We start from the raw sequence: 15,763 nt of genomic DNA on the forward strand, positions 1-15,763 counted from the left end.
AGGTTCCTTCCGGGCCTCAGGCCTTGGCGTCGTTGTAATAGCTCGAATAGCGGTTGAGGTAGTAATAACCCGAGGCCAGCATTTCCGAGTTTTCGGACACCGCGTTGACGAGCACGCCGGCAGGCGGCTTGCCGATGTCCTGAAGCGCGTCGAGCGCGCTGCGGGCCGCCGAAAGCGGGGTGGAGTTCCACTTGATCACGAAGATCACCACGTCGGCCAGCGCGGCCAGATAGCGGCCATCGGCCAGGCCCACGATCGGGGGAAGGTCGAGCACGACCTGATCGAAGTTGGCGCGCGCCCACTCGACCAGCTTGGCCATCCGCTCGGTGTCGAACAGGTTGGTGGCGCTGAAATAGGGGGCGTTGACCAGGATCATCGCGAGCGGATCGTCGTCACGCGCGGGGATCAGGATGTCCTCGATCTCGGCCTGGCCGCGCAAGTATTCGGTCAGGCCATGTTCGCGCGCGGGAATGCCCGAGGCACCGGGCAGCGCGGCGCGGCGCACGTCGCAATCGATGATCAGCGTGCGGCGACCGGTGTCGGCGAGCGAGCGGGCAAAGGCGAGCGACGAGGTGGTCTTGCCTTCGGCCGGGAGCGACGAGGTGAAGGCGATGACCGGGGAATCCTCGGGCCACCCGCGCGAGCCGAACAGGCCGGTGCGTGCGATGCGGAAGGATTCGGCATAGATCGAGGTCGGCTTGCCGACGATCAGCGAGGCCGGACGCGGATCGCTGACCGAAGGCACCGCCGTCAGCAGGCGCAGGCCAAGCTTCTTCTCGATGTCGTCGGTGCTGCGCACCGATCCCGAGAGCATTTCTTGCACCGCGATGGTCGCCGCGCCCGCCATGATCCCGAGCATGGCGGCCAGCACGAGGAACAGCGGACGGTTGGGCGAGGCCGGGTCCTGCGGCGGGATCGCGTGATCGACGATGGTCGCCGACGACATCGAGTTCTGCGCCGATTGCAGGCTGGTCTGGGCGTCCGTGCTCAGCTGCTTGTAGAGATCGCGCTTGGCGTCGGCTTCGCGGTCGAGCGCATTGGCTTCCACGCTGGCCTGGGCCTGGTCCTTGCGGACGTGGTCGATCTGGCCCAGCGCACCGCGCAGGCTGTCGGCACGGGCCTGGGCCGAAACGGCCGCCGAGCCGAGCGCCGAGATGATCTTATGGCTTTCCGAGGCGATCTGGGCGTCGATATCGGCGAGGCTGGCGTTGCTCTGCCGGGCGGTGGGATGCAGCGGGCCATAGTTGGCGTTGGCCGTGGTCTGCATCTGCACGATCTGCGCGCGCTGGGCTTTCAACTGGGTGACGGCCGGCGAATCGAGTACGGCCTGGACCGAGCCGGAACCATGGCGCCGGGCCTGTTCGAGCGCGGCCTGATACTGGGCGCGGGCCGCAGCGGCCGTCGATTCCGCATCGGCAAGGCTGCCAGCCAGCGCGGGGACCTCCTGGTCGGCGAGCGTTCCGGCATAGTTGCCGGCAGCCGCCGAACTGACGGTCAGGCCATTGGCGGCCTTGAACCGGGCGGCGGCATCGTCGGCTTCGCTGATCTGCTTGCTCAACTTTGTGAGCTGCTGCTGATACCACTCGGCCTGGGCGCTCGCGACGCTGGTGCGCGTGCCCACGGCCCCCTTGATGTAGTGCTCGGAAAAGGCATTGGCGATCTGCGCGGCCTTGACCGGATCGTGGTTCTTGTAGCTCACGTCGAGCACATAGGTCTGCTGTTCGCGGGTGACGGTCAGGTTGCGCAGCAGGGTGTTGGCGACAACGACACGCAAATCGTCCTGGCTGAGCGGGACACTGGTCTTGGCCAGTTCGGGATCCTTGGTCAGTTGCAGGTCGTCGACCACGCTCTTGGCCAGGCCCAGCGAATAGAACGCGGCCACTTCGGTCTGGATCGCCTCGTCGGTCAGGCCGGTCTTGATCTCGCCCGTCTGCGAGGCAACCGGGTCGCGGGTGGGATCGATGCGGATGTGCGAGATGGCGACATATTGCGCGGGCAAGGCGAACACGAGCGCGCCGATCCCAACGAAGCAGGTTGCCGAAACGGCGAAGAAGATTTTCTTGCGCCTCGAAAAAACGTCACGCGCGCGCAAGATGATCTCGGCCAGCGTCGACTCGTCCTGTTGGGCAATTGCGATTTCCATGTCGGGCCTGCTCAGCTTGATGTGTCTGGTGCGGATTTAAAGTTTGAACGTGGCGGAAAGACCGCCATTGGTTTCCTGAATGACGTAATCGGTCGAGAAACTGGTGGTATGACGTCTGGACAGGACCAGCCGCGCGCCCAGTTCCCAGTTCGGGGAGACCAGCAGGCGCCCGCTGAAAGCCAGGCTCTGGATCCGGCTGACTTGCGTGGCCAGCAGGTAATTCTGGCGCAGGGTGTTGCCGTCCACGTTGAAGATCAGGTTGCGTCGCGGCTCATAGCTGGCGCGCACATGCAGCGAATCCTGCATGAGCGGGGAGGAGTCGATCAGGCGGGCTTCCGACATGCGGTGCATCGCCTCGACCGTCAGCGTGGTGAATGCTGAAGGGAAGATCTCGACACGCCCCTCGACACTCGCCCGCCCGACCGCAGGTAGCCCCAGCCCTGAAAAATTGCGCCGGGCATAGCCGCCAGCCACAGTGACACGGGCCAGTCCCTGCAACTCCCAACGCAGACCCGCGACGCCACGAACGCTCGAAAAGTTGCTGGTTGTCAGCGATGGGCTGAGCAACTGGTAGTAATTGAAATGGGCGTAAAGCCCCTGCACGAAGAAGGTCAGGTCCGGTACCGGGCTGTATTCCAGTTGTCCGTTGAGGCGCACCACATTGTGATTGCGGTTCGACTGGTCGGACGCGCTGCCATCGCTCAGCAGGATGCGCTGGAAGTCGAGATTGTAGAATTCGACCCCGGCAGAAGCCTTGGCCTTGCCCATCGCATATGCGAGGCCAGCCAGAGCCGTTTTCTGCCGAATGATGGCGACCGAGGCTGCGACGTTGCTCAGTTCGCCCGAGAAGCGGTTGAGCGCGATCTGCTCGGCCGAGACTTGCCCCGTAGCCGAGAGCGCGCTGGTCAGATTGAGGGCTCCGGAAGCCGACAGCGTCCAGCGGTTTTCATTGCGGCGGGCATGCCCGATGTAGCGCGCAAAATCACCGTCCGCGACCAGACCGATCCAGTGGCGTGACCAGTTCGAATAGGCCTGAACCGAGGGGCTGATCGTCACGAACGGCGTGGCAATGGCACCCGTTTCACTCTGGAAAGCGTTGGACGTGGAGGCAACTTCGGTGCCCAGCTTGGGCATGATCGTGAAGGAACCAGCCTTGATGCCATTGGCCGCCCACGGGCTGCCGTCCCCGTTTTCGGTGACCCCCAACTGGCGGTATACCTGGAAGCCATTGGGATAATCGGCATCGACCAGCAGGGATTCGGACACGACCTGGGCATGCGCGGGCAAGGCTGCTCCTGCACAAAGCAGGGCGCCCAGACCGGCCAGAAGGCCGGTCCGACGCGAAGCGCCAGCCCGCAAGGACGGGGTTGAAACTGGCCTTTTTTTGCCTGCGTGCCGTTCTCTGCTCGCCAAAACCGCTGCCGATGGCTGCGACAATGACGTCAGGATGCCGCAAGCCGCAAGGCGGCCCGGCTCAGAAATAGCGCTCACCGATACGCACCGTGTCGCCCGGATAGATGTGCAATGCTGCTGTCAGCTTGAAAGCATCTTCGTGATCGCTGCCCGCGCGGCGGATGAACAGGAACTTGGTGTTGGCGCGCGGGGTGAAGCCCTTGGCAACGGCGATGGCAGCGCGTGCGGTCATGCCCGGCACATAGGGATACTGGCCTGCCATCCCGACTTCGCCCAGAATGAAGAACGGTCGATAGACACGGACTTCGGCAGTAACGCTGGGGGCCTTCAAGTATCCGGCGCCGTACAGTGCGGTGGCGTTCTGGGCTACTTCGGCTGCGGTCTTGCCCGCTGCATCGATGCGGCCGATCAAGGGCAGGTCGATCTTGCCATCCGTTTCGACGGCATAGTCCCCGGCAATCGTCGCTTCGCCATAGACCTGAACATGCAGCATGTCGCCCACGTCAAGGGTATAGGGTGCTGTTACAGGGGCCGGTTCGTACCGTTCTCCGCTGGAAACAAGATGATGCCCTTCAAGCGATGCGCAGGCCGACATCAAAAGAGCAGGGATGACAACCGAGAATCGCAGAGTTTTCACTTTACCCCCAGAGACTGCATTTGAATGCGGCAGTGCGGCATGGCATGGTCGCACTGCTTGCGCAACCAGTTTTGTACGTTGCATTACGGTGCAGCAACTGCAATAAAATAATCACAATCCGATTGATTTAAGTCTGAGTAACCATTTGTTTGTCTTGTAAACTGTGGTTTTATGTCACCATTTTGGATGTGCTGGGTGCAGTGCAGTAACCATGGATATCCCTGTCGCGGAATGGGGCGTTCTGGGCAGGGGCGTTGCGATGAATGTGGTGCTCTGTGTCTGTTCTGCTGTTGACCGGACTGGAGGGGGGCAGGTGTTGCGCTATCCACTATGATGTGTGGGGCATATTGAGGCATGTGCTCTTTGATGGCCTTGTGGATAGGGGGCTTGTTCCACCATTTGTTCCGGGCATAAGGCGTTTGCTGCATGTGCCTGATAATTTAGATGGTTGCGATGCTTGTTTGCTGTCATTTTTGTTGGGCGCGCCCTGTTTTAATGTATTTTTGCACCGTATTTGCAGTAATTCGTCATGTCTTCAATTGGTCGCAATTGTGCACATGCAGCATAAAGGCATTGACGGGCGCCTTGTTAATGGCAGATAGTTTGTAAGAAGCTCTGGCAGAGAGGTTGGTGGCACGGCGAGCCCGAAGGGGTCTTTGCTGTCGGTCGACAGGCTGTCTTCGATGATTGAAGGGAACGGGCGTTGAGCGGTAAGAAGGTTGCCCTTATCACGGGCGTGACGGGCCAGGACGGTTCTTATCTGGCGGAATTTCTGCTCGAAAAGGGCTATGAGGTGCATGGTATCAAGCGCCGTGCCTCGCTGTTCAATACGCAGCGTATCGATCATATCTACCAGGATCCGCACACTCCGTCGCCTGATCTCAAGCTGCACTATGGCGACTTGTCGGATACCTCGAACCTGACGCGTATCGTTCAGGAAATCCAGCCGGACGAAGTCTACAATCTGGGCGCGCAGAGCCACGTCGCTGTCAGCTTCGAGGCTCCTGAATATACCGCCGATGTCGACGCCATCGGGACGCTGCGCCTGCTTGAGGCGATCCGTTTCCTCGGTCTGGAAAAGAAGACCCGCTTCTATCAGGCTTCGACTTCTGAACTCTATGGTCTGGTTCAGGAAATTCCGCAGCGCGAGACGACGCCGTTCTATCCGCGTTCGCCCTACGCCGTGGCCAAGCTCTATGCCTACTGGATCACGGTCAACTACCGTGAAGCCTATGGCATGTATGCGTGCAACGGTGTGCTGTTCAACCATGAGAGCCCGCGTCGCGGCGAAACCTTTGTGACCCGCAAGATCACGCGCGGCCTTGCCAATATCGCGCAAGGGCTCGAGTCGTGTCTCTACATGGGCAACATTGATTCCCTGCGCGACTGGGGGCACGCCAAGGACTATGTCCGCATGCAGTGGATGATGCTACAGCAGGACCAGCCCGAAGACTTCGTGATCGCCACCGGCGTCCAGTATTCGGTGCGCGAGTTCATCACCTGGTCGGCGGCGCACCTGGGCATCACGCTGCGTTTCGAAGGTGAGGGCGTCGACGAGGTCGGCATCGTCGAGGCGGTGAACGGCCAAGACGCTCCCTCGGTGGCCGAGGGTGACGTGATCGTGCGCATCGATCCGCGCTATTTCCGCCCCGCCGAAGTCGAGACGCTGCTGGGCGATCCGGCCAAGGCCAAGGAAAAGCTGGGCTGGGTGCCGGAAATCAAGGTCCAGACCATGTGCGAGGAAATGGTCGCCGAGGATCTCAAGGTCGCCAAGCGTCACGCCCTGCTCAAGCAGCATGGCTTCAACGTTCCGGTCTCGCTGGAATCCTGAAGGGAGCACAAGGCGATGCGTGTCTTCGTTGCAGGCCACCGCGGCATGGTGGGCGGGGCTATTACCCGCAAGCTGACCGAGCGGGGGGTGGACGTGGTGACACGCACGCGCGCCCAGCTCGATCTGACCAGTCAGGATGCGGTGAAGGCCTTCTTCGCCGCCGAGCCGGTCGATGGGGTCGTGCTGGCGGCGGCCAAGGTGGGGGGCATCCATGCCAACAACACCTACCCGGCCGACTTCATCTACGAAAACCTGATGATCGAGTGCAATGTGATCCATCAGGCCTTTGCTGCAGGCGTCGGCAAGCTCTTGTTTCTGGGCTCTTCGTGCATCTACCCTCGCGCCGTGGCCCAGCCCATGCGCGAGGATGCGCTGCTGACCGGCATTCTCGAACCCACGAACGAGCCCTATGCGGTCGCCAAGATCGCCGGGATCAAGCTGTGCGAGAGCTACAACCGGCAATATGGCACCGACTATCGCAGCGTGATGCCCACCAACCTCTATGGTCCGGGGGACAACTTCCATCCCGAGAACAGCCATGTCATGCCCGCGCTTATCCGCCGCTTCCACGAAGCCGTGCGTGATGGCGTGAAGCAGGTGGCAATCTGGGGATCGGGCACGCCGCGTCGTGAATTCCTCCATGTGGACGACATGGCGCAGGCCTCGCTCTTCGTGCTCGACCTCCCGCTGGAGGTGTACGAGGCCAATACCCAGCCCATGCTCAGCCACATCAACGTCGGCTATGGCGAGGACGTGACCATTCGCGAACTGGCGGAACTGGTGGCCAGGGTCACCGGCTTTACCGGCGAGATCGTGTTCGATGCCAGCAAGCCCGACGGCACCATGCGCAAGCTCATGGATTCGAGCCGTCTTGAGGCGATGGGCTGGAAACCCTCGGTCGTCCTCGAACAGGGCGTGGCCGAAACCTACCAGTGGTTTCTCGACAATGTCGTGCAGGAGCGATCGGTTGCTCCTGCCTGATGATCCGGTCGCCACGATAATGCTCCCCCCGCTTCTTGTCTGGCAGGTCTGATCTCGTGAACATCCTGATCCTGGGTATCAATTACGCGCCCGAAATGGTCGGCATCGGGCCTTATACGGCGGGCACGGCGCAGTTTCTGGCGCAAGCCGGACACAGTGTTACGGTCGTTGCATCCAAGCCCTATTACCCGCAGTGGAAGGGTGCGAAAGAATATCGCACGCCGGGCGTTTTACGCACGGAGAAGGCGCGGGGGCGCGTTCATCGCGTACCGCTTTACGTGCCCAACAAGTCGAGCGGCCTGCGAAGGTTGATCCATCACGCCTGTTTCACCACTCTGGCGGTGCCGGAAATGTTGCGCGCGGCTCACTTCAAAAAGCTGCTTATTGGCGCGGAGGGGGGGCGAACCGTCGAGTTCAGTAATTTGGTCAACATAGATCATATTCGTCCCCTTCCAGGACCATCGGTCTACCGCGAACATTGGGGTATTACGACGCCACATGTGGTGCTTTACTCGGGAAATTTTGGGCACAAGCAGGGTTTGGAGATAATTCCCCAAGCGGCGCGCATGCTCGCGGATCGTGATGATCTGACCTTCGTGATATGTGGAAATGGGGCATTGAAAGATCGCCGTGAGGCGGAGGCCTCTGGACTGTCGAACGTCAAGTTCTTCGATCTCCAGTCAGCGGACAAGCTGAACGAGTTTCTTGGCCTGGCGACCGGCCATTTGTTGCCGCAAATTGTCAACACCGCATATCTGGTGCTGCTTTCGAAGGTGGCAAGCATGCGCGCCTCCGGCGGTCCAGTGCTGGCGATTGCTGTGCTGGGCACCGGGGGTGCGCACGAACTGGACGGATGCGGATGTTGTGTCCCGCCAGGGGCTGCCGCCGTTTTGCCAAGGTCGCTGGTTGCCTTGCTAGATGATGAACACACTCGTGATGGCTACCGTAAAATAGCAAGGGTCAAGGCCGAACGGCGCTGGGGACGCAATCAGATACTGGCGAAATTAGCCACCGAGATGGCTGGAAAGTTTGCCAGCCCTGTTTCGCTACACGGCAGGCAAGCGGATTAGGAGTAGCCACGATGCTTGCCGTCGTCCCGCCACACATGCCTGCAACGAGTATAGTCAGTAAACACATGAACTCTCAACTCTTTGCTCGGAATGGTCGCGCAGCAGTGAATGTTGGCCGCAGATCAGAATTTTTCAGGACTTTCGAGGCGATTAGCGTCTTTTTTCTTATATTTTCAGTTTCCGGCGTTACCATTTTTGCCAGATCGCTAGCTACCTGGGAAGATTTAATCTGTCCCGTTATCCTTGCTGCCTTCAGCAGCATCTATTTCATTGTATATTCTATACGAATATCGTACAGGTTCATATTTTTTATATTTGCTTATATTTCGCTGACATTCTTGCAGAGTATGATCTACGGCTCCATCCATTCCAAGCAATTACTTCTTTATCCTCTTAATTTCATATCATCCTATTGCTATGTCAGAGCAATGGGGCGGCGGTTTTTCACGCACGTTGAGCTGCAGATATTCGCGCTCTCGGCAATCACCGTCGTGATCTGGTCATTTGATACGCTGACGTCAGGCGCCATACGCCACGGCCTTAAGGGAATAACGGTCGGCGCGCCGTATAGCGACATCGTGGATTCCTATATCGTCTTACAGACTTTTATTAATGAAGGGGTGGATGCGCTTTTTAAAAGGAATAGCGGATTCTGCTGGGAGCCTGGCGCCTTTTCCGTAATGTGCAACGTCGCGCTGATGATAAACTTGTATCGGACGAAGTTCAAAATCCGCAGAAATTTTAGGGCTTTTATACTTGTTGCAGCTATCATTTCCTCACAGTCTACCACTGGATATTCAATTTTATTTATATTCATATTGCTCAAATTTTGGCATGATCTTTCAAGCGGATATCGCCTTCTGATTTTTCCGCTGGCTGCAGCATCCATGATTTTTGCGGTCTCGGCACTGCCATTTATGCAAGCCAAAATTGAAGATCTTTCTGGACAAGATATCAAGGAGCTTGTCAATAAATCGTCACAGGACTGGAACAAGGATAAACCCATTGCTGCGCAGCGATTTCTTTCATTCACCATGGATTTTTCAGACTTTCTCAACAACCCGTTGACTGGTTATGGCGGGGAAGAGTCGCAAATGCTTTCAAATCGTGAATCTTATAATATTGTATCTATTTCGGGGATTGGAAAAATTCTTGCCCGATTCGGAATATTAGGGTTTGTTTTTTTTACTTCATCTACATTATACAGCTCTTATGTTGTAAGCAGACAATTTTCTGCCAACAGTCCTTTGATGTTGTTTTTATTCATAGCGTGCGTTTCGATAAGTTATTCCATCGTCGAGCACCCGCTTTTCATATGCCTGTGGTGTTACGGATTTTTCGGCGGGGGCGTCGGATTTAAACGGGTTTCGAGGTGATGAAAATGTCAAGAGCAGCAGATCCCGCCGTCCGTCATCGCAACATTGTGATCGTCAATGACATGCTCTGGGGCGGCGGGCGTGAGCGTAGGATCGTGCAGCTTATCGCGGGCATCAACAGGCAAGGGGGCGATAATATAACGCTCGTTCTGCTAGATGATCGCGTTGACTATCCCGAGGTTTTCTCGCTGAACGTCAATGTTATAAAGATCAGCAGATCCAGTAATAGAGACTTTTCCGTGTTCGGAAAGCTTTACAGGTTAATCAAAGCTCAGGGGGCGTGTGTAGTCAACCCTTGGTCGTTCATGAGTGTATTCTATGCCGCCCCCATGTGCCTTCTGGCCAAGCAGCCTTGCATAGGGGCTTTCGTCGTCGATTGTAAGCCGCCGGCAAGATTCTCGATTAACTGGTTTGCGATGAAGATAGGATTCTTGCTGTGCAGGGGGGTGGTGAGCAATTCCGCAGCAGGGCACGCTGCTTACGCTACGCCACGTGAAAAGCGAATCGTCATTCACAACGGATTCGATTCCGCCCGGTTGAAGCGGGTCGCCCTGCCGTCAACCGAGCGGGGGCCGGTAATGATTGCGATGATTGGCAGGCTGGACAAGCAGAAGGACTTTCGGACCTACATCGACGCGCTGGCGATACTCCAAGGCAAGGGCGTTGCGTTTCGGGCTTTCATTGTGGGGCAGGGTGACGATCATGAGGCGTTGAAGGCTTACACGATACAACGAGATCTCCGCGACGTGCATATCACGGGTTTCGTGAGCGAGATCGACACTTTCATCTCTGGCGTGGACATCGGCGTGTTGTGCACGGACCCCGCGCATCATGCGGAAGGGATCTCCAACGCACTAATGGAGATGATGGCTCAAGGCAAACCCGTAGTTGCCACCGATGACGGCGGGACGCCGGAGATCGTCGACGACGGCAATAATGGCATTCTTATTCCGCCCTGCGATGCCGAGGCTTTGGCCGGCAAGCTGGATCTCCTCATTCGGGACGAGCGCCTGAGGAAACAACTGGGAGCCAATGCCGCGAAGACGATCGCCACGAAGTTCAGCCTCGACGAAATGGCTACCAAGTTCTTGCAGGTGTACGATGGCGTCGCGTAAGCCGATCAAGATCGTATACGCCATTTCCTCGTTGGTGAACGAGGGGCCCACCCGCATCCTGCTGAACCTCGTAAGGAATCTCGACCGGGAGCGTTTCGTGCCCCAGATCGTAACCTTCAGGCCCGAGCGGGAAAATTCGCTGATCGGGGAGTTCGCGGCCGCGGAAACGCCGGTGACGTTGGTTGGTGGCGATGCGCGCGGTCTGATTTCGGGTACCATGGAGCGCATCGGTGCATTCAAGCGGCTGCTGGATGCGTCCGAGGCGGATATTGTCCATGCGCACTGCCCGAGATCGCTGTTCACGATGGTGGCCAGCCGCCCGCGCAGGGCCAAATCGGTCTATACCCTGCACGTGTTCCCCGAGCAGCAATACAGGATTATTCACGGTCCTGTGAAAGGTCCGCTTATCATAGCAGCTTCCAATGCGGTGCTGCGCTTTGTTGATCGTCCCATCGCCTGCTCGGAGAGCGTCAAGGACGAATACTTTGTCCAGAAGGGGAGGTGCTTCCCGGCTGTCAACAACGGGATCGAGCCTATCGATCTGCAAGGTCAGCCGCAGCGGGATCAGATTCTGCAATCGTTCGGGCTCGATCCGCGTGGGTATTATCTTCTTTTTGTCGGGCGCTTGTCTGGGGAAAAGCGGATCGTGGAACTAGTGAAGGCTTTCGATAAAGCCGGGGTTCCCGATGTAGGCCTGATAGTCGTGGGTGACGGCCCGGACATGCCCGTGCTGCGCCAGATCGCCGGAGGCAAGGTGCACCTGATGGGCTTTCACTCCGATATCCGTCCATTCTTGGCGGCCAGTGACTGCTACATATCTCCCTCATCGACCGAGGGATTGGCGAACTCCCTGCTGGAGGCGATGTCCGCAGGATTGCCGGGGCTGCTTTCCGAAATCCCTTCGCACCGCTTTGTGATTGACCGCTGCCAGGGTTTCGTCGCGACGGTGTTCGATCCGCTATCCCCGCAATCGCTGGCCTGGAGCCTCGCGGCTGTCCGCGAATACGAGGCGGAGCAAGTACGCTATAACGTCCGGTCAAACTTCGAAAATATGTTTCACTCCAGAGTGATGGCATATGGGTATGAGAATCATTACGTGGAGCTTGTGCATGGAACCGACTAGGCTTCTGGTCACTGGGGGGTCGGGGTTTATCGGTACCAACCTCATCGACGCTCTGTCGATGGTGCCGGGCCTCGAAATCATGAACGTCGATATGATTCGTCCAAAAGTCCGGGCGCATGATGTCTATTGGCATGACGTCGATATCCGCGACTGTGCCAAGCTAACCGAGGCGATCACTAAGTTCGGGCCGAATGGCGTCATCCACCTAGCTGCGCGGACGGATCTGGGCGGCAAGGAACTTGCCGATTATTCCAGCAACACCGATGGCGTGGCGAGCTTGCTGAAAGCGCTGGACGCGATCCGGTTTTCTGGCCCGGCCATCTTTGCCTCGTCGATGTATGTGTGCCGGCCGGGCTATACGCCAACATCCGACACAGATTACCAGCCTCACACGCCCTATGGCGAAAGCAAGGTGGTGGGCGAGCAAATCCTGAGGGACCACAACCCCGCATACCCGTGGCTGATCATTCGACCCACGTCGATATGGGGGCCGTGGTTTGGAACGCCTTACGCCGACTTCTTCCATGTGGTCCTATCTAGGCGCTATGCGAACATCGCCAATGTCAACATGATGAAAACATACGGCTATGTCGGCAATACCGTGGTCCAAATCCACGCGCTGTTGGATCGGGTCGAGGCGTGTCGGTCCAGGGTGGTCTATCTGGGGGACTGGCCAGCCTATTCGGTCAAGGAATGGGCGGCGGAAATTGCGGCTTTCGTACCTTACAAGGTGCCGACCGTTCCCAAGGCTGCCTTCAGATTGCTTGCCGTGATCGGGGATGCCGCTAAAGTGGTCGGGGTAAAATTTCCCATGACCTCCTTCAGATTGAAAAACCTGACGACCGACAATGTGCACGATACCGCGCTTCTGAGGAGCATCGTGGGTGATGATTTGCGGTTTTCCAGGCGGCAAGGAAACGAGATCACAGTGGCTTGGCTGCGGGCCCAAAGGGCCCTTGCCTGAGGCGGCCCTTCAAGGCGAGCAGCGGCTTATGGTGTCGGGATGGACGCGGCAAGCGTTGCTCTCTGCGGCATAACAATAAAGTGAGAAATATTGCATGCGTACAGCGCTAGTAACGGGTTGCTCTGGGTTCATCGGATATTTCGTATCCAAACGGTTGCTCAGCGACGGGTTCCGTGTAATCGGGCTTGATGCAATGACTGACTATTATGATGTGGCGCTCAAGCAGCGGCGTTTGGGCTACCTGCTTCAGTCGGAATATTTCCGAATGGTGCAGGAATACGTGGAGGCGCCGGGCGCCCTGATGGAACTGTTCGAAACGGAACGGCCCGACGTCGTGATCCACCTCGCCGCTCAGGCAGGCGTACGCTATTCCATCGAAAACCCGCGCGCCTACCTTGAAAGCAACATCGTCGGCACGTTCGAGCTGTTGGAATCGGCTCGCGCCTATCCGCCTCAGCATATGCTGCTTGCATCCACATCGTCAGCATTCGGCGCGAATACCGAGATGCCATATCGGGAAACCGACCGTGCCGACCACCAGATGTCATTTTACGCGGCAACCAAGAAATCCACCGAAAACATAGCGCACAGTTATGCGCATTTGTTTGACCTGCCGATAACCATGTTCCGCTTTTTCACGGTCTACGGTCCGTGGGGGAGGCCGGACATGGCACTATTCAAATTCACCAAGTCGATCCTAGAGGGTAGACCTATCGATGTCTACAACTACGGCGACATGAGGCGTGACTTTACCTATATCGACGATTTAGTCGAAGCGATCCGACTGTTAATCGATGTCCCGCCTGAGCGCCCGACTGATGCGGGCCTGATCCCGGAGGGTGATAGCCTCTCGCCCGTAGCGCCGTGGCGCGTTGTGAACATCGGCAATTCCGACGCGGTGCAACTGACTGATTTCATCGACGCGATCGAAGACGCGACGGGACGCAAGGCTGAACGGAGCCTGATGCCGATGCAGGCGGGTGATGTTCCTGCGACTTGGGCTAATGCGGAATTGCTGCGGACGCTTACGGGGTATGCCCCCAGCACCAGCGTGCGTGCCGGTGTTGCGGAGTTTGTCAGATGGTATCGGGAATATCATACGTCTTGAAACTAGCGCACCACCTGTGTTGCGTCTCTCTGACGTCGATGCGCAGTGGCCTGCACGTAGGCCGGTTGGTGCAAAGGCTGAGGGAGGGGGGAAGTCCGGCTAAAACAAGGTGATGTTGATCGCAAGGCAGCATGCTTACCATGGGGTAATATGATGGTAGTTCTATTCTGCGGACAGTCGAGCTATCCTCGCAACGATTCCGCCACTGCAAATCGTTACCGTGCGCTCGCCGAAATGACGGCTGAGCTAGGATACGAAATCATCTTTGTGAATCGTCATCCGCCACTCCGCCAGGACGAGTCCCGTAATTTCAACGCTGACTTTCCCGTAATAAATTCGTCAGGGAAATTTCGTTTCGAAGGCTGGCTGACACGCCAACTGCGTCGAATATTTGCGGTATTTTTCGAATCTGCAAAAATAATGCGCATTGCCAAGAATAATTCAGTTAAAATCATCAATATATACACACAATTTGCGCTCGATCTACCATTTTATTATCTGATATCTCGCTTGATTGGCGCAAAATGTGTGGTGCATGTCACAGAAAACCGATCTCAATTATCTCACCGTAAAGCGCTCGGTAAGATAAATGACCTCCTGTATGACCTGTTTGCGACATCTCTATTTTCCAGATTCATAACGATTAGTTCAGTGCTAAAAGAAATGGTTCTCGCGAATGGCAAAGAGGTCCTGGTGGTTTCCATCCCGCCAGTCTTCCGGTTCGAAGTCATGAAGAGCATCCCCGCAATGGTGGGGGAGCGACCATATTTTGCGTACTGCGCTTCTTCGGCATACGAAGAGGTAATCTGGTTTGTGATACAAGCGTACAATTCTATGGAGAATGTCGAAGCCGATCTGGTCCTGGTCATCAATGGATCGCTGTCCACTCGGATCGAAGCTGCATGCAGGGCCAATTCCCGTATAACGCTTCGTTCGAACGTCGAATACGGGCAACTTTTGTCGCTATATAAGGGAGCGTTAGCGCTTCTTATTCCGTTGCGTAACACGCCTCAGGATATTGCTCGATATCCTCAGAAAATTACTGAGTATCTGGCAAGCGGGCGCCCGATAATCAGTACGCGTTTTGGCGAGGTGGGGCGGCACTTCGCCCATCAGAAGACAGCGCTTCTGGCTCAGGATTATGATGTTGCGCAGTTCGCTGCGCTCATGGATTTTGCCCTGTCCCAACCTGCCATGCTAGATGAAATAGCGAAAAAAGGCTATCAATTGGGAATGCAACTTTTTGATTCTCATGCGCAAAGCCGGATATTGAAGTTGGCGTTCCAATGATCAAACGCATCCTTTTGTTTGCGCTGCTGCGCATGCTGCCTGAATACCGCAGGCCACTTGCATGTGCACGACTGCTCGGCGTCAAAGTGGGTGCAAGAAACCGCTTCACGGGCGCGATTAACTTTGGAAGTGAGCCCTATCTTATCGAACTTGGCGACAACGTTACCCTCGCTCAGGGAACCACCTTCATTACGCATGATGGTGGCTCTGGCCTTTTCAGGGATGAGCATCCTGGTTTGAATGTTTTTGCGCGCATCATAATCGGAAACAATGTGTTCATCGGCTCTTCCGTGACGATCATGCCCGGGGTGAAAATCGGTAACAACGTTGTCGTGGGCGCGTGCAGCGTCGTTACGAAATCAATTCCTGACAATGTGGTCGCGGCGGGCAATCCCGCGAGAAAGATCAAGACGATAGAGGAATACAGGCTAGGCTTGCTGGAACGCGGTATCCAGCTTCCAAACACCCCTGATCGGTCGGAGCGCATCCTGCGGCACTGTCGCGAACAGGACGCCAGGTCCGATAGGCAGATTTCTGATCGCTGAAGTGCCAGGCTGGATCGATCTGTTCCGCGTGACCATTCCGGCCTTAGAGCCCGATCCGAAAGTTGTTGAACGATACCAGTACGTTGTGATTCAGCCGTCTTTGCGAAGAGATGGGATGGATCATGACATGGACTGGTACCGCTCGGGAGGAGCATAGCCGCAAAGGG

At 57.0% G+C, this 15,763-nt stretch carries 12 protein-coding genes and 1 pseudogene; 10 read left to right on the forward strand and 3 right to left on the reverse strand.

What is annotated here, in order from left to right; translation table 11 throughout:
• Positions 1 to 16: 16 nt before the first annotated feature.
• The 3 genes from SBI20_RS13745 to SBI20_RS13755 all read right to left on the reverse strand — a co-directional run bounded on the left by SBI20_RS13745 (position 17) and on the right by SBI20_RS13755 (position 4,277).
• Positions 17 to 2,143 (reverse strand): GumC family protein, encoded by a 2,127-nt coding sequence (locus tag SBI20_RS13745; protein ID WP_317975558.1) that lies wholly within the window; start codon positions 2,141 to 2,143, stop codon positions 17 to 19.
• Between the two features lie 36 nt (positions 2,144 to 2,179).
• Entirely contained in the window at positions 2,180 to 3,430 is a 1,251-nt protein-coding gene (locus tag SBI20_RS13750; protein WP_317975559.1) for an outer membrane beta-barrel protein, read from the reverse strand.
• 187 nt (positions 3,431 to 3,617) lie between these two features.
• Positions 3,618 to 4,277 carry a polysaccharide biosynthesis/export family protein gene (locus tag SBI20_RS13755; RefSeq protein WP_317975560.1) on the reverse strand — a complete coding sequence of 220 codons (660 nt, stop codon included), beginning with the start codon at positions 4,275 to 4,277 and terminating at the stop codon, positions 3,618 to 3,620.
• 619 nt (positions 4,278 to 4,896) lie between these two features.
• On the opposite strand from SBI20_RS13755, the gene gmd reads away from it, so the two are divergent.
• The 10 genes and pseudogenes from gmd to SBI20_RS17625 all read left to right on the forward strand — a co-directional run.
• Positions 4,897 to 6,024: a GDP-mannose 4,6-dehydratase gene (gene gmd / locus SBI20_RS13760; RefSeq protein ID WP_317975561.1), complete on the forward strand. Its 1,128-nt coding sequence runs from the start codon at positions 4,897 to 4,899 to the stop codon at positions 6,022 to 6,024.
• 15 nt (positions 6,025 to 6,039) lie between these two features.
• On the forward strand, positions 6,040 to 7,005 hold the full coding sequence (fcl, locus tag SBI20_RS13765) for a GDP-L-fucose synthase (RefSeq protein ID WP_317975562.1): 966 nt from the start codon (positions 6,040 to 6,042) through the stop codon (positions 7,003 to 7,005).
• 56 nt (positions 7,006 to 7,061) lie between these two features.
• Entirely contained in the window at positions 7,062 to 8,075 is a 1,014-nt protein-coding gene (locus SBI20_RS13770) for a glycosyltransferase (RefSeq protein ID WP_317975563.1), read from the forward strand.
• Between the two features lie 11 nt (positions 8,076 to 8,086).
• The gene (locus tag SBI20_RS13775; protein WP_317975564.1) at positions 8,087 to 9,451 is read left to right on the forward strand and encodes a hypothetical protein; all 1,365 of its coding nucleotides are present in this window, start codon (positions 8,087 to 8,089) and stop codon (positions 9,449 to 9,451) included.
• Positions 9,451 to 10,566 (forward strand): glycosyltransferase family 4 protein, encoded by a 1,116-nt coding sequence (locus SBI20_RS13780; RefSeq protein WP_317975565.1) that lies wholly within the window; start codon positions 9,451 to 9,453, stop codon positions 10,564 to 10,566. Before SBI20_RS13775 ends, SBI20_RS13780 begins: the two co-directional genes overlap by 1 nt.
• Entirely contained in the window at positions 10,553 to 11,689 is a 1,137-nt protein-coding gene (locus SBI20_RS13785) for a glycosyltransferase family 4 protein (RefSeq protein WP_317975566.1), read from the forward strand. Before SBI20_RS13780 ends, SBI20_RS13785 begins: the two co-directional genes overlap by 14 nt.
• A complete protein-coding gene (locus SBI20_RS13790; RefSeq protein ID WP_317975567.1) occupies positions 11,676 to 12,653 on the forward strand; it encodes an NAD-dependent epimerase/dehydratase family protein in 978 nt (325 codons plus the stop codon). The genes SBI20_RS13785 and SBI20_RS13790 overlap by 14 nt, the downstream gene beginning before the upstream one ends.
• A gap of 94 nt (positions 12,654 to 12,747) precedes the next feature.
• A complete protein-coding gene (locus SBI20_RS13795) occupies positions 12,748 to 13,761 on the forward strand; it encodes an NAD-dependent epimerase/dehydratase family protein (RefSeq protein WP_317975568.1) in 1,014 nt (337 codons plus the stop codon).
• A 150-nt stretch (positions 13,762 to 13,911) separates the two neighbouring features.
• Positions 13,912 to 15,051 carry a glycosyltransferase family 4 protein gene (locus SBI20_RS13800; RefSeq protein ID WP_317975569.1) on the forward strand — a complete coding sequence of 380 codons (1,140 nt, stop codon included), beginning with the start codon at positions 13,912 to 13,914 and terminating at the stop codon, positions 15,049 to 15,051.
• 260 nt (positions 15,052 to 15,311) lie between these two features.
• Positions 15,312 to 15,461, forward strand: a pseudogene (locus tag SBI20_RS17625) (DapH/DapD/GlmU-related protein); the annotation flags it as partial.
• Positions 15,462 to 15,763 lie beyond the last annotated feature (302 nt).

Origin of the sequence: Novosphingobium sp. IK01 (assembly GCF_033242265.1) — a bacterium.
In the GTDB taxonomy this organism is placed as follows: Bacteria; Pseudomonadota; Alphaproteobacteria; order Sphingomonadales; family Sphingomonadaceae; genus Novosphingobium; species Novosphingobium pituita.